Below are 23,864 nucleotides of genomic sequence, written 5' to 3' on the forward strand. Positions count from 1 at the left end.
TATGAGCTTTAAGGTTTAACGAGTGGAACGCAAACGCTGAATTTTCCGTTTGCTTCGGTAATCTGTATCTCCTTGCCCAGCAGCAATTCATAACGTTTGGAAAGATTAGCCAAACCGATCCCAGTACCCGAAGAAACAGTGCGGCGAAGCTGCAAGTCATTGTCAATGCAAAGCCGTGTATCCTCTCCTCCGGATGCCGCCACCGTTCTAATCTCAATCGTAAGCGGGTTCCGGTTGCTGATTTCATTGTGCTTGATGGCATTCTCCACCAAGGTTTGTACCGAAAGCGGGGGCAAGCGATAGTCCATCAAGTGCTCGTCCACCTTTATCTCAAAATGAAGATTGTCCTCATAACGCATCTTCATCAGGAAGATATAGGCATCCACAAAGTCCATTTCCTCCCTCAGCGTAACGGTATGCGTATCATTTTCCTGAAGCGTATAGCGCAAAACGCGGGAGAGTTCGCGAATATAATCCTGCGCCTTCTCCGGGCTTTCGCGCACCAGGGACTGAAGCGTATTGAGAGAATTGAACAGCATGTGCGGATTCAGCTGATTCTTCAATGCCTGATACTGGTTCTGGATGTTTTCAGCATGCAGTTTGCCATTTTGCAGCAATACTTCCTGACGTTCGCGTATCAAATAGCTGATATAGCAGGTTCCTGTCACAATCAGGCTTATGATAAGGTCGCGTATCGGGTGAAGATAGTGATGCACCATCGCATCTATGGCGGGAATATTGAAATTACGGTGCAGATAGACAAACAACTCCCCAAGCAATCTGCTCAACAACCAGGTGAGCATGAATGACAGCAGCACTTTCCACCAGGACATGCGCACCGCCGGATTGTTAAATCCGAACAGCAACGTATTCACAATGAAAAGTATCAAAAGGGAAAGAAAAGTATAGCCTACTTCAAACAGCACATCCACCGGAGACATGCCGGGAAACAACATTTGTTGCTCCAATGCATCCGTTAGCGATACCAGTTCCGGGAAATGTATCAGGAAACCGACGACAAGCGACACAAGTACCGTCAGCTGGATATACTTCTTATCTGTTTTTATCATTCGTAAAATCATTTGTATTCGGCGCAAAGATAATGATTCTTATTTATTCCTTTTCCATTCTGGCAGATACATACATACCGGGACGGAATAAAGGGCTTGCATCTGCGACTTTTGCATACAGTTCGATGGAACGGTTGGCATCATCTACCTGCTGGCCAATGGACACCAGGGTTGCATGGAAAGTAACTTTCCCCAAACCATTGACACGGAACTGTACACGGCTGCCGACGGTCATTCCTTCCAAATCCTTTTCATAAGCGGTAAGACGTACCATCGTCTGGCTCTTGTCTATAAGGTCGCAAAGCGGTTCACCTACGTTCAGATATTTACCCAAATTGGCCTGCACATTGCTGATATAGCCATTGATGGGCGCTTTCACTTCTATGTATGGATGAATGCCGGTCGTATTCAGAGCCTCCGGTTCAACACCCAACAAACGGAGCCGTGCAGCGGCAGCTTGCAAACGGCTCTTCATGGAGAGATAGTCTGCCTTACTCTGTTGTAGTTTCTTCTGCGATGCCGCTTCTTCTCGTGACAAATTCTGCTGGCGTTGATATTCTGCTTCCAGATATTCCAGTTGCGCACGGCTATCCAGATAGGCTTGTTGCAAATCAATAAAATCGGGATTCTCTAAAACGCCCAACAAGGTTCCCTTGCGGACGTATGTACCCGGCAACAGGGAGAGTTCTTTCACTATTCCACCCATACTGAGCGTTACAGTGGCAAAGTTCTGAGGCGGAATAACCAGTACGCCATTGAAAGAAGCCGGATTGGCAATGGCGGTTGCGGACGTTACGCCATCTACCTGCACTGTATCGGGAAGGGCAGTTGCTACAACCGCTGTATCAGAAGATGGAGCTTCGGTTGCATTTTCAGTTTGTTTATTCGAGGAATCGCAGGATGCTAACAGCAGAACTGCAATGGGGAGAACTATCTTTTTCATATCTTAAACAAGTATTATTGGTGGTACAATTCGTATTCCAAAGCAGCTACATTATATTGGTAAACAGCTTCGATATATCCTTTCTCTATCTCGCGGGCGGCATTCATGCTTTGCACGTACTCGGTGATATCCGTTTCGCTTTCCCTGAATTGCAGGTCGGCAGTCTTTATCAGATTGTCCGCCTCGGCAAGGGCAGTCGTGGTGTAGAAGCGGATGCTCTCTCCATAGCGGCGGATGCTGGCACGAAGTTCCGTCACTTTGTTATTAAGCTCACGTACATTGGCATCTGCCTGTGTTTGGGCTATATTCCTTTCAAACTTGGCTTGACGGATTTTACTGCGTTGCGGCAGGAACCAAACAGGGAATGATACGCCTACCATCCAGGAGTCCAGCCCTTTCTCCGGAAGGATATTCTGGCGGACATAGCCCAACGAAAGCTCGGGGAAGAAGCGGCTGCGTTCGATGTTCAGCATCGCCTGCTTCTCACCCACCTGGCTTTGGAAGTAGTTCAGATGGGCCGAAGAAAGCGCCAAAGTATCTGCACTGACCGGATAGAGTTGTATCGACGTTTCATCCGGCATAACGGGATAGTCCGTATAACACGTCCATTGCAAGCGGGAAGCGGCAAGCTTCAATTCCTCTTCTGCCTGGAACAGTTTGTTGCGCATATCCGCAGCAATGGTAGCGGTCATGCTTTTCTCCAAAAGAGAGATCTCCCCTTGCTGGTAGCGCAGCTCACCGGCCTTTTGTACGCGGTCGGCCCAACTGCTTTGTTCCTTATACATTTCACGGAGGTTCCAGGCATACAGATAGTAGGTCCAGGCACGTTTCACTTCAGCTTTCACTTCTTTCTCAACCATCTGTTTGTAGTAAGTACCGGTGCTGACCTGCTTGTTGACAAGAGCATTCTTATAAAATGGAGCCAAGAGGGAACCGATAGGCTGGGTCACCGCCATTTCTTTGTCCTTACGCTCCGTACCGTTAAGCTGCCCCCAAGAGTAGGAAAACTCGGTAGAAGAGAGTTCAACGACTTCGCCACGAGTAGCACGGATACGTTTAATATCAGTCTCGGCCATCCGTAAACGCGGATTATTCTTTATAGCCATCTCGATGGCTTGCTCCAGATTGATGGTTCGAGGGGCTTCCTGAGCATCGGCACACATCGGTGAGCCTATCAACAACAAGAAGAAACCAAGACCAAACCATTTCATTATTTTACTATGACGCAACATAACAGTAGAATTTACTATGTGATAAAATACGGGGATAATCAATAACGTCAGCACGGTAGAGACAATCAGACCGCCAATCACCACCGTTGCCAGCGGACGTTGTACCTCCGCTCCCGCAGAAGTGGCAATAGCCATCGGCACAAAGCCTAACGAAGCAACCAGCCCGGTGAGGAATACCGGCCGAAGCAAGTGAGGACAGCTTTCACGGATGATGCGCGATGTACTCATTGGATATCGAGTGCTTGCACGACTATCATTAAAATGGTTAATCATCAAAATACCATTGAGCACCGCCACTCCGAACAAGGCTATAAAACCTACGCCCGCCGAGATACTGAAAGGAAGTCCGCGCAACCACAATGCCAGGATGCCTCCGATAAGGGACAAGGGCACCGTACTGAATACCACCAACGTGTAAGTAACCGACTTGAATGCAAAGAAGAGCAGCAATAAAATCAGCAACAATGCCACGGGTACCACTATCAGCAGAGTGTCGATGGCATTCTGCAAATTCTCGAACTGTCCGCCATACGAGAAGTAATAACCCGGCTTCAGCTTGATATTCTTTTCCAACGTATTCTGGATTTCACTGACCACTTGCTGTATATCCGCATCACGTACGTTTACTCCGATGACAATACGCCGCTTGGTAGCATCCCGGTTTATCTGCAACGGACCGTTTACCAAATCAATCGTAGCCACCTCACTGACCGGAATCTGTATGCCGTCCGTAGTCCGGACAAACAGTTTGTCAAGATTCAGATCCTTCACTTTATCATAATCCAGTCGAAGCACCAGGTCAAAGCGCCGTTCGTTCTCAAAGACCACACCGGCAGCCTCACCGGCATAAGCCGTGCGGACAATCGTATTGAGTTCTTCGATATTAATTCCGTAACGGGCTATCTTGGCACGGTTATACTGTACCACCAATTGGGGCAACCCCATGGCCTGCTCCACAATGACGTCGGAAGCACCAGGAATCTTTTCCACATATCCTGCTACCTCTTTCGCCTTGGAGTATAACTCTTCCATATCCTCACCATACAGTTTTACTGCAATATCGGCTTTGGCACCGGTCATCAATTCATTAAAACGAAGCTGGATAGGCTGGGAGAAGTTGAACTCGGCACGCTCGGCAAGGGGTTCCAAAGCATTCTTCATCTTCTCCACCATCTCGGCACGACTGGAAGCGCTGGTCCATTCCTTAAACGGTTTCATAATAATCATCACGTCGGCATCTTCAACGGCCATCGGGTCAGTGGGTACTTCGGCCGTACCAATCTTTGCCACCACATGCTTGATTTCGGGGAAACTCTCTTTCAATGTCTTTTCTGCCAGGCGGGAAACTTCAATGCTTTCCGTAAGCGAACTTCCCGCGGGAAGCGTCATTTGCATGGCAAAGTCTCCTTCGTCCAACGTGGGGATGAATTCTGCGCCCAGTTTGGTAAACAGGAACAAACTGAAAGCCAATGCCAGAAAAGCGGCGGAAACAGTTGTGCGCACATGATGCAAGCACCATTCCAGTGCCCGATGATATCCGATGTTCAGTTTCTCAAAGAAGTAATCGGCAAACACTTTCTTGTTCTTAATGGTACGCTTCAAGAAAAGGGAAGCCATCATCGGGACGTAAGTAAGGGAAAGCAATAAAGCACCGATAATACAGAAAACCAACGTCTTCGCCATCGGAGTGAAGTACTTGCCTTCAATGCCTGTCAATGTCAATATAGGGAAGAATACAATCAGGATAATAAAGACGGCAAAAGTAGCGGAACGCACCACATTGCCGGCTCCTTTCTCCACCTCCGTATTCATCTCCTCGTACGTCAGCGTGCGGCCACGGAATTGTTTGCCATAAATATGTGCCAGGATTCCTTCCAGAATAACGATAGAGCCATCCACCACAATACCGAAGTCAATAGCGCCCAAACTCATCAGATTGGCAGAAACCCCGAAAATACGCATCAGAATAAAAGCAAAAAGCATTGCCAAAGGAATGACGGAAGCTACAATAAGTCCGGCACGCACATTGCCCAAGAAAACAATAAGGACAAGGAAAACAATCACCGCGCCTTCTATCAGATTGCGGACTACGGTGGAAATATTACGGCTTACCAATTCCGAACGGTTCAGATAAGGTTCAATGCTAATACCTTCGGGAAGCATCTTCTGTACCTTCTCAACGCGTTTCTCAAGTTCTGTCGTCACAACGTTGGCATTGGCGCCTTTCAGCATCATGGCGATGCCGCCCACACACTCGCCTTCACCATCCATCGTCATGGCACCGAAGCGCTTGGCACTGCCGAAACGGACGGTAGCTACATCATTCACATGAATAGGAATGCCATTACGGTTGGTCACCACAATGCGTTCAATGTCTTTCAGGCTGTTTATCATACCTTCGGAACGGATATAGTAAGCACGGTTCACCTTTTCTATATAGCTGCCTCCGGTATTCTGATTATTACGGTTCAAAGCTTCGAAAACTTCACCGATGGTAATATTAAGGGAGTACAGTGCATCGGGATCGACCGCCACTTCATATTGCTTCAGGTATCCGCCAAAGCTGTTAATTTCCACAATACCGGGAATACCGGACAGTTGCCGCTTTACAATCCAGTCCTGAATGGTGCGCAGTTCCATGGCATCGTACTTATCTTCATATCCCGGAGCTACGGTTAGCGTATATTGATAGATTTCTCCCAATCCGGTAGTGACGGGCATTAATTCGGGAGTACCCAATTCCGTAGGGATCTCCCCTGCCACCGTTTGTATCTGTTCGTTAATGAGCTGGCGTGCCTGCAAGGTAGGAACACTTTCCTTGAAAACAACCGTAACCAAAGACAAACCGAAACGGCTGACCGAACGGATCTCTTCCACATTCATGATATTGCTCATGGCAACTTCGATAGGGAAAGTTATCAGTTGTTCCACTTCCTGTGGTGCCAAGGTAGGCGAGACGGTTACAATCTGTACCTGATTATTGGTAATATCCGGCACTGCATCAATAGGCAATGTGAGCATTGCATAAATACCTCCGATAAGGAGGAAGAGTGTTGTCAATCCGACGAACAACTTCTTTCTGACAGAGAAACGTACTATTGCATTAAACATTTTTATCGGGTTTTAAATGATAATGCAAAAGTAGCTCAGCAAGCAATTAGTTGCGGAGAAAAGTCAGTGAAGTGGAATAAATAAGGAATGAAGCGGAAAAAGAGAGTACTGAATATATATAAAAGAAGCGCTGAATATAGATAAAAAGTATTCTGAATATGGATAAAAAGTACAAAGACTATAGATAGAGCTCCATCCAGAACTCGCGAATATATATTCAAGCCTTGCGAACGGATATTCACAAGGCTTGAATATGTATTCGCAAGGCGCGAACAGAGAATTGTTACTATAAAGGGGAGTTTATCTTATCTTGAACCCTTCCGTCAACCGGAAGCCACGCAGCAGTTCATCCGTTTTCAACCGCTTCTTACCGGGCAATTGCAAGGCATGTACACCTACAAAACCATCCGTAGCGGCAATACGAATATAAGTCTTGCCATCCGTCAGTAAAGTACCGGGAGACAATTGATGAGGTTTCAATATCTTTTCTGTCTCAAAAATCTTCATAACCACCGTCGTTCCGTCAGGCTGAACCAGCTCTGTCCACGCAGCCGGATAAGGCGACAGTCCGCGCACAAAGTCATAAATACGCTTCACGGGTTGATTCCAATCGATGCGGCAAGTTTCTTTAAAGATCTTCGGTGCCGGACGCAATTCACCGGGCGCAGCCATCTCTTCCTGAGGAATACTTTTTACCGTACCGTCCAAGATAGCATCTACTGTTTCTACTACCAAACGCCCGCCAAGCATCATCAACTTATCGTGCACCACCCCCACATCGTCCGTATCGGCAATAGGTATGCGTACTTGCTGGATAACTTCACCCGTATCAATCTCATGCTTCAGGAAAAAGGTAGTGATGCCTGTCTCCGTATCGCCATTGATTACCGCCCAGTTGATGGGGGCAGCACCGCGATACTGCGGCAGCAAAGAAGCATGCAGATTGAAAGTGCCTAAGCGGGGCATGTTCCATACCACCTCCGGCAGCATACGGAATGCTACAACAATCTGCAGATCGGCTTTCCATGCCCGCAGTGCCTCTACGAAAGCCTCATCCTTCAACTTCTCCGGTTGAAGAAGCGGAAGACCATGTTCCAGTGCATACTGCTTCACCGGAGAGAACTGAAGTTTATGTCCTCGCCCGGCAGGCTTGTCCGGCATCGTAATGACACCTACCACATTATAGCCACCTTCCACCAAACAACGGAGAGCCTCCACCGCAAAGTCGGGAGTACCCATATACACAATTCTTAAATCTTCTTTCTTCACCATACCATTTTAGTCTTCTGAAAAATGTACCAGCACTTGTCGGTACGAATTAAATATCTTTGATTTGGAAACGAAGCCGAGGTATTTGCCATCTGCATCCACTACCGGCAGGTTCCAGGCCTTTGTATCATCGAAAGTACGCATCACCTGTTCCATACTGTCCGTATCGTACAGACGTGCGGGAGCGGAAGTCATCAACTTGCCTACCGTAAAACGATGATATAACTCCTGACGGAACATTATGTTCCGGATATCGTCCAATAAGACAATGCCAATCAATACCCCAGCCTTATCTGTCACCGGAAATATATTACGGTGTGAAGCAGAAATTGCTTTGACCAATTCACCTAAATCCATTTCGGGATGTACCACTACAAAGTCCTGCTCTACTACATTTTCTACTTTCATCAAGGTTAGTACAGCCCTATCCTTGTGATGTGTCAATAGTTCACCCTTCTTTGCTAAACGCATGGAGTAGATACTATGCGGTTCGAACATAATAATAGTAAGGTATGAACTTACGGAAACAATCATCAACGGCAGGAAGAGATCGTAACCTCCCGTCAACTCGGCTATCAGGAAGACACCCGTCAATGGAGCATGCATAACGCCACTCATAACACCCGCCATCCCCATCAAAGCAAAGTTCTTCTCAGGCAGGAAAGCTGTCATCTCAAATTCATTGCTGAAATGCGAGAAAATAAAGCCGGCAATACACCCCAAATACAAGGAAGGTGCAAATATACCACCACAACCACCGCCGCCATTCGTCGCACTCGAAGCAAAGACTTTAAAAAGGACTATCAGCACCAGGTAAATCAACAGCATATCTCCATGTCCATAAAAGAAGGAGTTGTTCATCACCGTGTCCCATTGAGCATTGCTTACTCCGTTCAGCAGCAATTCTATCGTGTCATATCCTTCACCATAGAGCGGCGGAAAGAGGAAGATAAGAATACTCAGCATGGTTCCTCCCAGTATCAGCTTTTTGTATGGTGTCTTCAGTTTACCGAAAACGCCCTCTACCGAATACATGGCACGGGTAAAATACAGCGAAACCAGTCCGCAAAGAATGCCGAGCATAATGACATACGGAATACGCTCCAGCTCAAAAGCTTGATCCAGATGGAATTTAAACATGGCTTCCGTCCCTGTCACAATATAAGAGACCGTAGCCGCCGTTACGGCAGATATCAACAGGGGTAGCAGGGAAGACATGGTCAAATCTATCATCAAGACTTCCAGCGTAAATACCAATCCCGCAATCGGCGCCTTAAAGATACCTGCCACGGCACCGGCAGCACCACACCCCACCAACAGCATCAGCGTACGGTGTTCCATCTTGAAGATGCTTCCCAGATTGGAACCAATAGCCGAACCGGTCAAAACAATAGGTGCCTCCGCTCCTACTGATCCACCGAAGCCGATCGTGATAGAACTGGCCAGGATAGACGACCAAGTATTATGGCGCTTGATGCGTCCCTGCCTCCGGGATATGGCATACAAAATCTTGGTAACTCCATGACTGATATCGTCCTTCACTATGTAGCGAACAAATAATCCTGTCAGGAAGATACCTACTACCGGATAAACCAAATAGAGGTAGTTGGCCTCCGTAGAATTAAAGTTTTCCGTCAGGAAATTCTGAATCCAGTGTATGATGGCCTTCAGTATCAATGCTGCAAACGCCGTAAAGATACCGACCAAAAAGCTGAGTATCAGAATGAACTGCTTTTCCTTAATCTTTTGTTCGCGCCATATAATAAAGCGCTGTAATAAACTTCTCTTTTCTCCTGCCATCTTTCTTTTTATTCGCGGATAATCTTAATCACTCCGCCTTTATCCAGTTTGATGATACTGGACGGTTTCGGACGTCCCATTTCCTCTTGACGTACTCCTACAATATAGTCGACTGCTGACTTTATCTCCTCACTTATTTCACTGAAATTGCCTGGCGAAGGTTGTCCGCTGATATTGGCGGAAGTAGAGACTATCGCCTTACGGAACTGCTGGCAAAGGCGTTTTGAGAATTCCTCATTCGTCACCCGGATGCCCACGCTGCCGTCTTCGGCTATCAGGTTGGGAGCCAGATTGCGTGCTCCGGAATAAATAATGGTGAGAGGCTTGTCCGCCAGTTCAATCAAATCCCAAGCTACCTCCGGCACATCCTGCACATAGAAATCCACCTTTACGGAAGAGTCCACCAACACCAGCATCGCCTTACTGTCAGAGCGTTGCTTGATTTCGTACACACGGCGCACCGCTTCTTCGTTGGTAGCGTCACAGCCTATGCCCCAGATTGTATCGGTAGGGTATAGAATAATCCCGCCTTCAGCCATCACCTGGCAGGCTTTTTTAATATCTTCTATCATTTCTTGATGCATAAATCAGTGATTAACGTGCAAAAATAGTATTTTTGCAGCGAAATAAACAAAGTTTAAGAGAAAACAATGGAAGAAATTCAATTTAACCACACCCTGCCTATACAACTACGCTTCAATGATGTTGATAAATTCGGCCATGTAAACAACACGGTCTATTTCTCTTTTTACGATCTGGGAAAGACCGAATACTTTGCTTCCGTATGCCCGCACGTCGATTGGGAAAAAGACGGCATCGTCGTTGTTCACATCGAAGCAGACTTCCTTGCACAAATCTATGGTTCCGACCACATTGCCGTACAGACTGCCGTAACAGAAATCGGCACCAAGAGTTTTCATCTGGTGCAACGTGTCATTGATACAGAGACACAAGAAGTAAAGTGCATCTGTACCTCCGTCATGGTAACCTTCGACCTTGACAAACATGAGTCCAAGCCGCTGGAAGAGGAATGGATTGAGGCTATCTGTAAATATGAGGGACGGGATTTGAGAAAGAAGAAGTAAGTCTTAACTGACTTTGTTCCGTTTGCGGTATTCAACGGGGGTACAGCCTTTCCACAGTTTGAACTGGCGTGCCAGATTTTTGGAATCGGCAAGCCCTACCTGCATGGCAAGATCTGCAATCGGTTCGGTACTTGCCAGCAGCAACTGGGAAAAACGCTCCATCCGCAGATCGGATATATATTGGTAAATAGATTGCCCCGTCACTTGCCTGAAACGAATCTCCAACAAACGCCTGGATAGGGGGACTTGTTTTACAATATCTTCCACATTGATCTTATTCGCCAAGTTCTGGTGGATATATTTTAGTGCTGCCAATATAGCAGGGTTATCAGTGGCATAAATATCGGTAGACAGTCTGTTTACAATAGTTATGGGTTGTATGATGACATCCTCACAAGAAGTAGCTTCGTTATGAATCAATCTGTCGATCAGCCGGGCTGCTTCATATCCTCCTTTCACGATGTTCAGGCTTACGCTGGACAGGGGAGGTTCGGACAAGTTACAGATAATCTCGTCATTGTCCACTCCCAATACGGCAATTTCTTCCGGGATATTGATGCCTAACACCTGGCACATCTCCATAATCTTGTTTCCCCGCGTATCATCACAAGCCATCAATGCAACCGGGTGGGGCAACGACTTTATCCAATCGGCCAAAGGCTCTGATTCATAATACCAAAGATTTTCCAGGGGTTGATTCTTATATTCAAAGAAATTATCACCCAATCCTTTCTCCATAATCCGGTTGCGGAACCCCATATAGCGTTCCTCGGACCAAACCACATCCTTATAACCATAGAAAGCAAAATTCCGGAAACCTTTCTGCAAGAAGAAGTCGGCAGCCATCTGCCCGGTCAATTCGTATCTACTCGTGATGTTAGGAATAACGGAAAAGCGGGATTGGAAATCCTGAGCCAGTGCAACGATACCATTTTCCCGGAACAATTCCACTTCATCATTATCATTGAATTGGGCTATAATGGCATCGGCCTGCCACTTCTTAGCCCATTCCAATACACCGGGAATACCGTAAGACTGCTTATAAGAAGGGGGCATCCGGCATACCACCCAAGGCTCGCGACCTTTGGAATACTCCAGAATGCCCCTTAATAAATTATGGGCAAATGCTTCTGTAAAATCAGTCAATAGTATCAATCTAACCATACAGAGTGCAAGTTAGCCACTTATTTCTTCTTTTGCAAATCAAGCTCCAGATATTTCTTCGCCAAGTTCCAGCCGGAAACAGTCAAGGTAACGGGAGATGCAAAGTCTACCGATTGAGGGATAAGACATTGCACGGTTCTTGTCTCCCCGGGAGCGAGAGAAAGATAATTGTCCTCCCAAAATACCGGCTTGAGTAATTCACCCTGACTATCCATCAATGACAAACGGAGGAAGAATGCCAAAGCGGAAGAAGCATTCGTCAACTTTACTTCTACCAATGTGCCGTCACTGTCTTGCTTCGTCAAGGTCTCCACCGTGCAATCAGCCTGCGGCATAGAAGCCAGTTTCGTAAAATCAGCCGGTTTCTTGATCGGAGACTGATACCAGCTCGACTTTGCCCAATCGTACACATCATCGGTAGCAGACAAGCAGTAGAAATTATCTGCCAGACGGGTGCCTTGTCCGTCAGACAATTGCAGCATCAGGAAAGCATTGTCAGCCGGTGTAGGAATATCAAAAGCCTTTACCACTTCATAAGGAGGAACCTGCAAATCCACTTCTTTCTCTGTCAGTAACTTGCCGTTCAGGTCATAAAGCATCATTTTGCCTTTCACCTGCCGTGCATCCAATCCTTCGTTCACAGCAAAGACGGCTTTCTTGCCATAGTCGTAAATCAACTGCTGAGTTGCATTGCCTTTCTTCACCGAATAATAAGCGGAAGTAGGCACTAAATAGTGGTCATACAACTGCCAGTACAATGACGGCCACGCAGAATTAAGCATCCATTGCACAATGCCCGTAGCACGGGGAATGTTGACACGGAAGGCTTCAAACATGGCACGTGTGCCCTCATAATTCAGCAAATCGGCTTTCCGGAGATAATCGTCCAGATCTTTTGCTTCTCCGTAATGGGATGTAATATTCTCCGTAAGTACACGCAGGGTATTCATATCCGTGGAGGAAGCCGTACAATGATAATCCCATTCCTCATTCAGCGGCCAAAGTTTATCCGCCGGTATCATCTTACGAATGGACTCGATGACGGGAAGTTGTGCACCGATACCCGTCTCCGTATTAAAACCGAAAGCGCCGCCGGGGGCTTCCTTGGCATACCAATAATTGGGTGCTACGTATTCGTAAGGACCGGCCATCTTCATACCGCTGGGGCCGCTTATCTCACTGGTCATTTCTTTGGCAGCAGTGATATACGGGCGATTGTCTATCTGTTCCAAGCATGCTTTATAACGTTTCTCCAATTCAGGACGCGGCATCATGTCACTACCTACAAACCATGCGATGATGCTGGGATGATTGCGCAACCACAACACCTGGTCGTTCAGCGAACGGGTTATCAAGTCCATATCGTGCTCCGTCTTTATACCACCATATTCATCGCACGGCGAACCAAGATAATTGTCCCATTCCCAATGGCAGCTCCAACCTACCAATACCAACAGTCCGTAACGGTCGCAAAGGTCGTATACATTCTGTGAAGTACCCCAGATATTCTCAAAACGGATGGAATTCAAATTCATATCACGTACATACTTCACCTGAGTTTCATTACTCTCGGGAGTATCGCGCAGAAAAATATCATCCGTCCAACCGGCACTTCTCACCAGCACCTTCTTGCCGTTCAGCAAGAAGCCACGGGCGCCTTCTTCCGTAAGGTAATCCTTTACCTCACGCACACCGAAGTCCACCGTTTCTTTATCCGACACTTTGCCATTGACTTCAAAAGCCAGATCCATGCTGTACATTTCCGGTTTGCCCATATTCTGGCACCACCACAGCCGGGGATTCTTCAGATGTAGCAAACCAGCTTCTTCCGAAGTCACTTTCACCACTTTGGCTTCTCCGGCAGCAAGTGATACCGGAATGCTGAACGTTTGGCCTTCCAATACACCTTTCAATTGTCCTGTCACGGCCTCCCCTGAGTTGTTTGTCAATCGGGCTTCTACCGTCAGCCAAGCCTCATCCAAAGTTTCTGTATTGACTTTGGAGTGTACGGCAGCATCCGCCATTTCCACTTCACCGCTTGTCAAGACGCGTACTTCACGGAAGATACCCATGCTCTCATCCACCGGACGCGGATTCCAGTCCACAAAACCGATGTTCGGTTCTCCGGGCCGGGCACGGAATACCTCGACTGCCAATACATTCTTTTCACCGACCACATCCGTGATGTCGAGTTTATGACGGCGGAAGGTTCCATAAAAAGAATCACGGTTTGCTATCTGCTTTCCGTTCAGCCAGATATTGGCAGCATAGCTTATGCCATCGAACATCAACGATACATGTTGCCCTTTGGCCGGTTGCGGCAATTCAAACTCTTTCCGGTACCACCAGGTCGTATCAAACAGCGACTTGTCGATATCCTTATAATTCATACCCTCCAACGCATCCTTATACAATCCGTTCCGGGTCAATGTTCCCATTACGGTAGAAGGTACTACCGCATCATACCAACCTTCTATTTCCGCCTGAGGTACAGACAACTGTTCGCCCGACAAGGCTGTCTTGGCAGAGGACTGTACGCTCCACCCATCGGAAAGCAAAAGATCGTCTGCCAACAAATCACGGTTCTGGCAAGAAGTCGCAGCAGCTACAAAACAGCCGCACAAAGCCAACGATTTTATCAGGTTACTTTTCATAACTAAAAACGTTTATTTCTATTCTTACTTAATCTATTATCTAATTCAAATCACGAACTAAAGCCGAAGCTCCCAACAAAGCCACATCCTCTACCCGGGTCACAAGGATCTTCACCCGCCTTACTGTTTCTGCATAAGGAAAACTTTGCATCGCCCTGCGCATGGAAGGCTCATAAAAACTGAAAGCCGATGCAATTCCCCCGCCTATCACGATAGCTTCCGGATCATACGTAAAGAGAACCGCTTTCATCAACTCACCCAAGTGGGAACCGAATTCATCCCAAATAGCCAAAGCATCCGCATCGCCCGAAGCAGCCTTCTCCGCAGCCTCCTTTCCCGTCATATTATGATATCGGACAAAGAAGCCGCTACTGCAATAATGCTCGAAGTTGGAAGAGAGATAAGGAAGCTCTCCCACTTCACCCGCACCGGTATTTCGTCCACAATACAATTCACCGTTAATAATAATACCCGTTCCTACACCGGTGCCGATAGTCATACCAACCATATCGCGATATCCTTGCCCTTCACCAAACAGTTTGACACCTAAAGCAAAGCAATTAGAATCATTATTGATGTATGCGGGAACAGAGAAACGCTTTTCCAGCAGCTTCTTCAGCGGCACTTCCGTCCACGAAGGTATATTTGTCACATTATATACAATACCCTCCTTAGCATCCACCACCGAAGGTACGCCGACACCTATGCCTTCTACTTCCGCACACATCATACGGTCAATCAAACTCTCCAGACAGAGTAACACTTCCTGCTCGGTACCTTTGGAAGGACACCGGATAATCTCTTTCTTTACAATTACTCCATTCTTTACCAGGGCAACCCGCATATTGGTTCCACCTAAATCGACACCTATTTTCATTTCTCCTTTGTTTATAATAGGAACTAAGCAGGCAAAGAGACATTTAGAGGGGGGGGGATTCTCTTTGCCCACCTTTATTCCTTCGTGTTAAAGTTATTATTTTTTCGTCAGACGTCTTTCGTAATGGCAAAAGTATGCGTTCATTTACAAATTTTACGCTCTTTTTGCGCATTAGAATCCTCACTTTGCGCAAATAAAAGATTAATTTCTTGTATGACCAGGAGATAAGCTTGTTTGTACGAATAAATTAATTCTGAAAGCTTCAAAATGCAGGTTTATAATCACCTGATTACCAACATGATGAATTGAGGGTATCTCAGTATACGACTGAGGCACCCTAAGTATACGACAGAGATACCCTAAGTATACGACTGAGGTACCCTCAAATAACGACTGAATTTTTCTCCCTTCTCATTGTAAATAATTACGTTCATGGTACAATATGCATATACCTTTCACACGATCTCCAGGAGACTAAGGGTTTAGAAGAGTAAACTGCAAGTGATTTTCCGAACATTTCTCCGCATCCAGTTCAAACCCCTCCCACGAGAAAGCCTTCAAATCTTCGGGGTGTTCGATGCGGTGCTTAATGATGAAGCGTGCCATTTCTCCGCGGCACATCTTGGCATATATAACGATTGTTTTCAACTGCCCGCCTTTCCACACCTGGAATTCGGGAGTGATGACGCGTACTTCCTGCTCCACCCGCTTCCAATCGAACAGGTCCTTCATTTCGCCGCTTGCCAGATTGACGAGTACGCCTCCCTGCTTCTTGATTTCCGAGATGAAATAATCGGTCAGCAAAGGCTTCCAATAATCGAACATGGAGACTCCTCCCTTCTCCGGCAGGCGTACATCCCCTTCAAGGCGGTAAGGCTTGATGCCATCCAGCGGGCGAAGCAGACCGTAAAGAAATGAAGTGATACGCAGATGCTCTTGCGCGTAATAGAAATCGTCCACTGTGAAGTCCTTCGGAAGAATACGTTTAAAGACGGCACCCGTATAGGCGCAAATGGCAGGCATCGGACGATTGTCTGCCGAACAGAAATCGTGGTAGCGCAAACGGTTCTCAGCAGCAATCTTCGCATTCACACGCAGGAGTTTTTCCAACTCCGGTGCCGGGTACTGCGACATTTCGAGTGCGTTCTCCACAGCCTCCCTCTCAAACTTCGGGATCGTTACTTCGGGTACGGCTACGGAACTGCGCGATGCCATCGTCTTGGCGCAAGAGATAAAAGTAAGCATAATCGTCCTTTTTAAAATTCATGCAAAAATAAGGGCTTTTCGGCAGAGAATACATATCATTAAGAATATTTTCTAAAGAATTCACCTCCGTTTCAAGAGTTTTTCATACCTTTACACCTTGTTGGAGTTTTATGCTCTGGCACTTGGAGATAGAAAAAAGAAAAAATAATATATAAAATGACTCACAAATGGAATTATCAACCCATTACACCCGAACAGGCAGAAGCAAGCCAACAACTGGCCCAAGAATTGGGAATTAGCCCGATACTTGGGGGATTGCTGGTGGAGCGGGGAATAACGACGGCAGCCAGTGCCCGGAAGTTTTTCCGCCCGCAACTACCGGACCTATACGACCCTTTCCTTATGAAGGATATGGATGTGGCCGTAGAGCGCCTGAACAAGGCAATGGGAAAGAAAGAGCGCGTTCTTATTTATGGAGATTATGACGTAGACGGCACCACAGCCGTGGCACTGGTCTACAAGTTTATTCAACAGTTCTATTCGAACATTGACTACTACATCCCCGACCGCTATAACGAAGGCTACGGGGTTTCGACCAAAGGAGTGGACTACGCTGCCGAAACCGGCGTAGGGCTTATCATTGTGCTGGATTGCGGCATCAAGGCCGTCGATGAAATAACGTATGCCAAAGAGAAAGGCATCGACTTCATCATTTGCGACCACCACGTTCCCGACGACGTGCTGCCTCCTGCCGTAGCCATCCTGAATGCCAAACGGGAAGACAACACCTATCCTTACGAACACCTGTCCGGTTGCGGAGTAGGCTTCAAGTTCATGCAGGCATTCGCCATAAGCAACGGCATCGAATTCCATCACCTGATCCCTTTACTGGATCTCTGCGCTGTCAGCATTGCTTCGGACATCGTGCCCATCATGGGAGAGAACCGCATCCTGGCCTACCACGGACTGAAACAGCTGAACAGCAACCCCAGCGTGGGCTTGAAAGCAATTATCGACGTCTGCGGACTGACGGACAAGGACATCACGGTAAGTGATATCGTGTTCAAGATCGGTCCCCGCATCAACGCTTCGGGGCGCATACAGAACGGAAAAGAGGCCGTAGACCTGCTTACGGAAAAAGACTTCTCCCTGGCACTGGAAAAGGCCGGGCAGATTAACCAATATAACGAAACCCGCAAAGACCTCGACAAGACCATGACCGAGGAAGCCAATCAGATTGTTGCCGGGCTGGACGGACTGGCAGACCGCCGTTCCATCGTACTGTATAATGAAGACTGGCACAAAGGTGTTATCGGCATTGTGGCTTCCCGACTGACGGAAGTCTATTACCGTCCTGCCGTGGTTTTGACCCGGACGGATGATATGGCAACCGGTTCTGCACGTTCCGTCTCAGGCTTCGATGTATACAAGGCCATAGAATACTGCCGCGACCTGCTGGAAAACTTCGGCGGGCATACATACGCTGCCGGACTCTCCATGAAAGTGGAGAATGTACAAGCCTTTACGGAGCGCTTTGAAGAATTTGTTTCCAAACATATCCTGCCCGAACAGACCAGTGCGGTGATTGATATAGATGCCGAGATTGACTTCAGAGACATAACTCCGAAGTTTGCCAGCGACTTGAAGAAGTTCAATCCTTTCGGTCCCGACAACACCAAGCCCGTATTCTGCACGCACAATGTGTACGACTATGGCACCAGCAAAGTCGTAGGACGCGACCAGGAGCACATCAAGCTGGAATTGGTAGACAACAAGTCGAACAATGTCATGAACGGCATTGCCTTCGGACAAAGTTCGCATGTACGTTTCATCAAGTCCAAACGTTCGTTCGACATCTGCTATACCATCGAGGAAAATACGCATAAGCGCGGCGAGGTACAGTTGCAGATTGAGGATATAAAACCTAACTAAAAAGTGATAGGGTGATAAGGTGATAGAGTGATGAAGCAACATCCCCCCTATCACCCTACCACCTTATCACTCTATCACCTTCTTATATATGTACAAGTCTATCTTAAAGCAATACTGGGGTTATGATGACTTCCGGGGCATCCAGGAAGACATCATAACCAGCATTGGCGAAGGAAAAGACACCTTGGGACTAATGCCGACGGGAGGCGGCAAATCCATAACATTCCAAGTCCCGGCGCTTGCCCAGGAAGGGCTTTGCCTGGTCATCACCCCCCTGATAGCTTTGATGAAAGACCAGGTGCAGAACCTGAAGAAGCGAGGCATCAAAGCACTTGCCATCTACTCCGGCATGAGCCGGCAAGAGATTATCGTCACACTGGAGAATTGTATCTTCGGCAACTTCAAGTTCCTCTATATCTCCCCCGAACGGCTGGGCACGGAAATCTTCCGCACCAAATTGCAGAAGATGAAAATCAGCATGATCACCGTAGACGAAAGCCACTGCATCTCCCAATGGGGATATGACTTCCGCCCTGCCTACCTGAAAATAGCCGAGATACGCGAACTGCTTCCCGGCGTCCCCGTCCTTGCACTGACCGCCACTGCCACCCCCGAAGTAGTAAAAGATATCCAGGCACGCCTGCACTTCCGCAAGGAGAATGTCTTCCGCATGAGCTTCGAACGCAAGAACCTCGCCTACATCGTACGGAAAACAGAGAACAAGACGGGAGAACTGCTGCACATCCTGCGCCGCATGCCCGGCAGTGCCATCATCTACGTGCGCAACCGACGCCGCACCAAAGCAATCACCGAACTGCTGCATAACGAAGACATCACCGCCGACTTNGCGCCGCATGCCCGGCAGTGCCATCATCTACGTGCGCAACCGACGCCGCACCAAAGCAATCACCGAACTGCTGCATAACGAAGACATCACCGCCGACTTCTATCATGCCGGACTGGACGATGCCACCAAAGACATCCGCCAGCAACGTTGGCAGACGGGTGAAAGCCGCGTCATGGTAGCCACCAACGCCTTCGGCATGGGTATAGACAAACCGGATGTACGCATCGTCATCCACCTGGATCTCCCCGACTCCATAGAAGCATACTTCCAGGAAGCCGGACGTGCCGGACGCGACGGGCAGAAAGCTTACGCCGTCATCCTCTATGGCAAGTCGGACAAGACCACGCTCCACAAACGCATCCCCGACACTTTCCCCGAGAAAGAGTATATCAAGGAAGTGTATGAGCATCTGCAATACTACTACCAGATGGCTATGGGCGACGGACTGGACTGCGTGCGCGAATTCAACATCGAAGACTTCTGCCGGAAGTTCAAGTACTTCCCTGTCCCCGTAGACAGCGCCCTGAAGATACTGACACAAGCAGGCTATCTGGAATATACCGACGAGCAGGACAACGCCTCCCGCCTGCTCTTTACTATCCGCAGGGACGAGCTCTACAAGCTGCGTGAGATGGGAGAAGATATGGACAAGCTCATCCAAACCGTATTGCGTTCCTACACCGGCCTGTTCACCGACTATGCTTTCATCAACGAAAGTTCGCTTGCCGCACGTACCGGACTTACCCGCAGGCAGATATACGAGCAGCTCATCCACCTCGCCAAGTTGCGCATCGTCAGCTATATCCCGCATAAAAAGACACCTTATATAATATACACGCGCGAGCGGGTAGAAATGCGACACCTGCAAATCCCCCCCAGCGTATACGAGGAACGCAAAGAGCGCTACGAAAAGCGCATCAACGCCATGCTGGACTATGTGACCAACGACACCGTATGCCGCAGCCGCATCCTGCTGCGCTACTTCGGAGAGAAGAACGAACACAACTGCGGACAATGCGACACCTGCATCAGCCTGAAAGACAAAGGTACGGCAGAAGGTGTCTCCACCGCAGAACTTACCACGCAAGTGCTCCATGCCCTATCCGGACAAACCATGACGCCTGCCACCCTGGCCGGACTACTTTCCGTTGAAAAAGAAGCGCTCGCAGAGACATTGCGCCAATTACTAGATGAAGGTCAAGTAATTGCCGTCAACGGAATGCTGCAAATCAAGAAATAATTTACTACTTTTGCCGCCAAACATTATAAATCATATATATCATGGGATTCTTTAAATCTTTTTTCTCCGGCAAGTCAGAGACTCCGGCAGACGAGAAACAAAAAAACGACCAGAAGAATTTTGAAATATTCAAGTACGACGGCATGCGCGCACAACGCATGGGACGTGCAGACTATGCCATCAAATGCTTCACGGAGGCCCTTGCCATCCAGGAAGACTTCGAAACGATGAGCTATCTGTCACAAGTCTACATCCAGACTGGCGAACTGGATGATGCCCGTAAGCTATTGGAGCGCATGACCCGGATAGATTCGGAACATACCGCCACCTACCTCACCCTTGCCAACGTCTGCTACATGCAGGAAGATTATCCGGCCATGGCAGAGGCTGCCAAGAAAGCCATCGAAATAGAAGAAGGCAACGCCATGGCGCACTACCTGCTGGGCAAAGCCGACAACGGCCAAGGCGACGGCATCATGTGCATCGCCCACCTCACCAAGGCCATCGTGCTGGATGATTACTTCACCGAAGCCCGCCTGCTGCGTGCCGAAGCCCTGACCAAGATGCAGCAATACCCGGAAGCCATGGAAGACATCGACGCCATCCTGGCACACGACCCGGAAGACGAAAGTGCCATCTTGCTGCGCGGAAAGATAAAAGAAGCCACCGGCGCCCAAGAAGAGGCCGAAGCCGACTATCGCAACGTAACGGACCTGAACCCCTTCAACGAGCAAGCCTTCCTTTACCTGGGGCAGCTCTACATCGTCCAGAAGAAGTTGACCGAAGCCATCGCCCTCTTTGACGAAGCCATCGAGCTGAATCCCAACTTTGCCGAAGCCTACCACGAACGCGGCCGCGCCAAGTTGCTGAACGGTGACAAGGAAGGATCCGTAGAAGATATGAAGAAAGGGCTTGAACTGAATCCGAAAGAAGTTCAGGGCATCGACGGGCAATATGGCAACCAGCCCGGAGGCAGTACAGGCAACATATTAGGACTCTAATAAGTAAATTTGTTACTATCCTCAAAAAAAATATTGTTTTTTGTTTGTATATAAAAGAAAAGCATTACTTTTGTCGCGTAATTCATAAACAGAGAATACAAGTATGAAGTCATTTACTTACGCATATTACTTCTTTTTTTACTTTTACTTTAGCCAGAAAGTAGAGCGGGAGTTTGTATGTGTCAAGTGACAGTGATGCTTAAGAACTGAATAGAGAACTAAGTAAGTAATATACTGAATCCCGCTCCATCGTATGGACGCGGGATTTTTTTGTAATATAACCAAGATAATAAACAGAATGAAAAAGGTAGCTATCCAAGGAACATTAGGCTCGTATCATGACATTGCCGCACACAAGTACTTCGAAGGAGAAGAAATAGAGTTAATCTGTTGCGGCAGCTTTGAAGACGTATTTGCTGCCGTCAAGAAAGACAGCCAGACCATCGGTATGCTGGCGATAGAGAACACCATTGCAGGCAGCTTGCTGCACAACAACGAGTTGCTGCGACAGAGCGGAACACAAATCGTAGGAGAATACAAGTTACGCATCTCCCACAGCTTTGTATGCCTGCCCGACGAGGATTGGGACGACATCACCGAAGTCAACTCCCACCCCATCGCCCTGATGCAATGCCGCGAGTTCCTCAGCCAGCATCCCAAAATCAAAGTAGTGGAGGGCGAAGATACTGCCCTGAGCGCCGAAATCATCAAGACCGAGAACCTGAAAGGGCACGCCGCCATCTGCTCCAAAGCCGCTGCCGAGCGCTATGGAATGAAGGTTCTGCAGGAAGGCATTGAGACGAACAAGCATAACTTCACCCGTTTTCTGGTAGTGGCCGACCCTTGGCAGGTAGATGAGTTGAACCGTCACCGCAACAAGGACGTTAACAAGGCAAGCATGGTATTCACACTGCCGCATACGGAAGGGAGCTTGTCGCAAGTATTGTCCATCCTGTCTTTCTACAACATCAACCTGACAAAGATACAATCCCTGCCCATCATCGGCCGGGAATGGGAATACCAATTTTACGTAGACGTTGCTTTCGACAATGTATTGAGATACAAGCAGTCCATTGCAGCAATCAGCCCTTTGACTAAAGAACTTAAAATATTAGGAGAATATGAAGATGGAAAATCAAACATCTAAAATAAGACCTGCCGACCGCCTGGCAAGCGTAAGCGAATACTACTTCTCGAAGAAACTGAAGGAAGTGGCACAAATGAATGCCGAAGGTAAAGATGTAATCAGTTTGGGCATCGGTAGCCCCGACATGCCACCCTCTGAACAGACGATTGAAACACTGTGCCGGGAAGCGCAGAACCCCGACGGACACGGCTATATGCCGTATGTGGGCATCCCCGAGCTGCGCCGTAGCTTTGCCACATGGTACAAGAAATGGTACGACGTTGAGCTGAATCCCAATACGGAGATACAACCGCTGATCGGTTCTAAAGAAGGCATTCTGCACGTCACGCTGGCCTTCGTCAACCCGGGCGAGCAGGTATTGGTACCAAATCCAGGCTACCCTACTTACACCTCACTGAGCAAGATACTGGGCGCCGAAGTGGTGAACTACAACCTGAAAGAAGAGAATGGCTGGATGCCCGACTTCGACGAACTGGAGCAGATGGACATGAGCCGCGTCAAGCTGATGTGGACCAACTATCCCAATATGCCGACAGGAGCCAATGCAACGCCGGAACTGTATCAGAAACTCGTAGACTTTGCCCGCCGCAAGGATATTGTCATCGTCAACGACAATCCGTACAGCTTTATTCTGAACGAACACCCCATCAGCATTCTCAGCGTGCCGGGTGCCAAGGATTGCTGCATCGAGTTCAACTCCATGAGCAAGAGCCACAATATGCCGGGTTGGCGTATCGGTATGCTTGCCTCGAACGCAGACTTCGTGCAGTGGATACTGAAAGTGAAGAGCAACATCGACAGCGGCATGTTCCGCGCCATGCAACTGGCCGCCGCCACTGCACTGGAAGCCGAACAAGACTGGTACGACGGCAACAACCGCAACTACCGCAACCGTCGACAACTGGCAGGCGAAATCATGCACACCCTGGGCTGCACTTACGATGAAAATCAGGTAGGTATGTTCCTTTGGGGCAAGATTCCCGACAGCTGCACCGATGTGGAAGAACTGACCGAACGCGTACTGCATGAGGCAAGAGTCTTCATCACTCCGGGATTCATCTTCGGAAGCAACGGAAAGCGATACATCCGCATTTCGCTTTGCTGTAAAGACGAAAAGTTGGCCGAAGCACTGAAGCGCATCAAGGAGATTGCCCAATGACACCCCAACGGGAGCTCCGGCAGAACCTTCCGGGTACTCGGATATCCCCACGGGAGCTCCGGCGGACCCTTCCGAAGCCCTGAAGGCACCAATTGAGCTCCGGCGGAACCTTCCGGGTACCCGGACA

General features: G+C 48.2%; 15 protein-coding genes and 2 pseudogenes. 6 read left to right on the forward strand and 11 right to left on the reverse strand.

What is annotated here, in order from left to right:
• Positions 1–8 precede the first annotated feature (8 nt).
• The 7 genes and pseudogenes from AAE250_RS15250 to AAE250_RS15275 all read right to left on the reverse strand — a co-directional run bounded on the left by AAE250_RS15250 (position 9) and on the right by AAE250_RS15275 (position 9,997).
• Positions 9–1,082 carry a sensor histidine kinase gene (locus tag AAE250_RS15250; protein ID WP_294598423.1) on the reverse strand — a complete coding sequence of 358 codons (1,074 nt, stop codon included), beginning with the start codon at positions 1,080–1,082 and terminating at the stop codon, positions 9–11.
• 31 nt (positions 1,083–1,113) lie between these two features.
• Positions 1,114–2,013, reverse strand: coding sequence for an efflux RND transporter periplasmic adaptor subunit (locus AAE250_RS15255; protein ID WP_294598426.1), 900 nt, complete (start codon positions 2,011–2,013; stop codon positions 1,114–1,116).
• Positions 2,014–2,027: 14 nt separating this feature from the next.
• Entirely contained in the window at positions 2,028–2,594 is a 567-nt protein-coding gene (locus AAE250_RS23650) for a TolC family protein (RefSeq protein WP_446715765.1), read from the reverse strand.
• A gap of 8 nt (positions 2,595–2,602) precedes the next feature.
• Positions 2,603–6,356 (reverse strand): annotated as a pseudogene (locus AAE250_RS15260) (CusA/CzcA family heavy metal efflux RND transporter); the annotation flags it as partial.
• A 300-nt stretch (positions 6,357–6,656) separates the two neighbouring features.
• Positions 6,657–7,628, reverse strand: coding sequence for a methionyl-tRNA formyltransferase (gene fmt / locus AAE250_RS15265; RefSeq protein ID WP_294598431.1), 972 nt, complete (start codon positions 7,626–7,628; stop codon positions 6,657–6,659).
• Positions 7,629–7,634: 6 nt separating this feature from the next.
• A complete protein-coding gene (locus tag AAE250_RS15270) occupies positions 7,635–9,425 on the reverse strand; it encodes a chloride channel protein (RefSeq protein WP_294598434.1) in 1,791 nt (596 codons plus the stop codon).
• Positions 9,426–9,433: 8 nt separating this feature from the next.
• Entirely contained in the window at positions 9,434–9,997 is a 564-nt protein-coding gene (locus AAE250_RS15275) for an L-threonylcarbamoyladenylate synthase (RefSeq protein ID WP_294598437.1), read from the reverse strand.
• 78 nt (positions 9,998–10,075) lie between these two features.
• Between AAE250_RS15275 and AAE250_RS15280 the strand changes: the two genes are divergently transcribed.
• Positions 10,076–10,510, forward strand: a complete 435-nt coding sequence (locus AAE250_RS15280) for an acyl-CoA thioesterase (RefSeq protein WP_294598440.1) — start codon at positions 10,076–10,078, stop codon at positions 10,508–10,510.
• 3 nt (positions 10,511–10,513) lie between these two features.
• Here the strand turns inward: AAE250_RS15280 and AAE250_RS15285 are convergent, their stop codons facing one another.
• The 4 genes from AAE250_RS15285 to yaaA form a co-directional block, all read right to left on the reverse strand.
• Positions 10,514–11,674, reverse strand: a complete 1,161-nt coding sequence (locus AAE250_RS15285; protein ID WP_294598443.1) for an AraC family transcriptional regulator — start codon at positions 11,672–11,674, stop codon at positions 10,514–10,516.
• A gap of 20 nt (positions 11,675–11,694) precedes the next feature.
• On the reverse strand, positions 11,695–14,328 hold the full coding sequence (locus AAE250_RS15290; RefSeq protein WP_294598446.1) for a glycoside hydrolase family 2 protein: 2,634 nt from the start codon (positions 14,326–14,328) through the stop codon (positions 11,695–11,697).
• 40 nt (positions 14,329–14,368) lie between these two features.
• Positions 14,369–15,205, reverse strand: coding sequence for an ROK family protein (locus tag AAE250_RS15295; RefSeq protein WP_294598449.1), 837 nt, complete (start codon positions 15,203–15,205; stop codon positions 14,369–14,371).
• A gap of 474 nt (positions 15,206–15,679) precedes the next feature.
• Positions 15,680–16,450 (reverse strand): peroxide stress protein YaaA, encoded by a 771-nt coding sequence (yaaA, locus tag AAE250_RS15300; protein ID WP_294598451.1) that lies wholly within the window; start codon positions 16,448–16,450, stop codon positions 15,680–15,682.
• Positions 16,451–16,627: 177 nt separating this feature from the next.
• Between yaaA and recJ the strand changes: the two genes are divergently transcribed.
• The 5 genes and pseudogenes from recJ (at position 16,628) to AAE250_RS15325 (ending at position 23,737) form a co-directional block, all read left to right on the forward strand.
• Entirely contained in the window at positions 16,628–18,343 is a 1,716-nt protein-coding gene (gene recJ, locus AAE250_RS15305) for a single-stranded-DNA-specific exonuclease RecJ (protein ID WP_294598454.1), read from the forward strand.
• Between the two features lie 88 nt (positions 18,344–18,431).
• Positions 18,432–20,430 (forward strand): annotated as a pseudogene (locus tag AAE250_RS15310) (RecQ family ATP-dependent DNA helicase).
• Positions 20,431–20,471: 41 nt separating this feature from the next.
• Positions 20,472–21,431, forward strand: coding sequence for a tetratricopeptide repeat protein (locus AAE250_RS15315; protein ID WP_294598460.1), 960 nt, complete (start codon positions 20,472–20,474; stop codon positions 21,429–21,431).
• Positions 21,432–21,729: 298 nt separating this feature from the next.
• Entirely contained in the window at positions 21,730–22,578 is an 849-nt protein-coding gene (locus tag AAE250_RS15320) for a prephenate dehydratase (protein ID WP_294598463.1), read from the forward strand.
• Complete coding sequence (locus AAE250_RS15325; RefSeq protein WP_294598466.1) at positions 22,553–23,737, forward strand: pyridoxal phosphate-dependent aminotransferase; 1,185 nt, start codon at positions 22,553–22,555, stop codon at positions 23,735–23,737. Before AAE250_RS15320 ends, AAE250_RS15325 begins: the two co-directional genes overlap by 26 nt.
• Positions 23,738–23,864: the final 127 nt, after the last annotated feature.

Source organism: Bacteroides sp. GD17 (genome assembly GCF_038448625.1).
GTDB lineage: Bacteria > Bacteroidota > Bacteroidia > Bacteroidales > Bacteroidaceae > Bacteroides.

Coding starts and splice junctions, on each gene's coding strand:
- AAE250_RS15250 (WP_294598423.1), bottom strand. CDS start 1,082: ATGATTTTACGAATGATAAAAACAGATAAGAAGTATATCCAGCTGACG.
- AAE250_RS15255 (WP_294598426.1), bottom strand. CDS start 2,013: ATGAAAAAGATAGTTCTCCCCATTGCAGTTCTGCTGTTAGCATCCTGC.
- AAE250_RS23650 (WP_446715765.1), bottom strand. CDS start 2,594: ATGCCGGATGAAACGTCGATACAACTCTATCCGGTCAGTGCAGATACT.
- fmt (WP_294598431.1), bottom strand. CDS start 7,628: ATGGTGAAGAAAGAAGATTTAAGAATTGTGTATATGGGTACTCCCGAC.
- AAE250_RS15270 (WP_294598434.1), bottom strand. CDS start 9,425: ATGGCAGGAGAAAAGAGAAGTTTATTACAGCGCTTTATTATATGGCGC.
- AAE250_RS15275 (WP_294598437.1), bottom strand. CDS start 9,997: ATGATAGAAGATATTAAAAAAGCCTGCCAGGTGATGGCTGAAGGCGGG.
- AAE250_RS15280 (WP_294598440.1), top strand. CDS start 10,076: ATGGAAGAAATTCAATTTAACCACACCCTGCCTATACAACTACGCTTC.
- AAE250_RS15285 (WP_294598443.1), bottom strand. CDS start 11,674: ATGGTTAGATTGATACTATTGACTGATTTTACAGAAGCATTTGCCCAT.
- AAE250_RS15290 (WP_294598446.1), bottom strand. CDS start 14,328: ATGAAAAGTAACCTGATAAAATCGTTGGCTTTGTGCGGCTGTTTTGTA.
- AAE250_RS15295 (WP_294598449.1), bottom strand. CDS start 15,205: ATGAAAATAGGTGTCGATTTAGGTGGAACCAATATGCGGGTTGCCCTG.
- yaaA (WP_294598451.1), bottom strand. CDS start 16,450: ATGCTTACTTTTATCTCTTGCGCCAAGACGATGGCATCGCGCAGTTCC.
- recJ (WP_294598454.1), top strand. CDS start 16,628: ATGACTCACAAATGGAATTATCAACCCATTACACCCGAACAGGCAGAA.
- AAE250_RS15315 (WP_294598460.1), top strand. CDS start 20,472: ATGGGATTCTTTAAATCTTTTTTCTCCGGCAAGTCAGAGACTCCGGCA.
- AAE250_RS15320 (WP_294598463.1), top strand. CDS start 21,730: ATGAAAAAGGTAGCTATCCAAGGAACATTAGGCTCGTATCATGACATT.
- AAE250_RS15325 (WP_294598466.1), top strand. CDS start 22,553: ATGAAGATGGAAAATCAAACATCTAAAATAAGACCTGCCGACCGCCTG.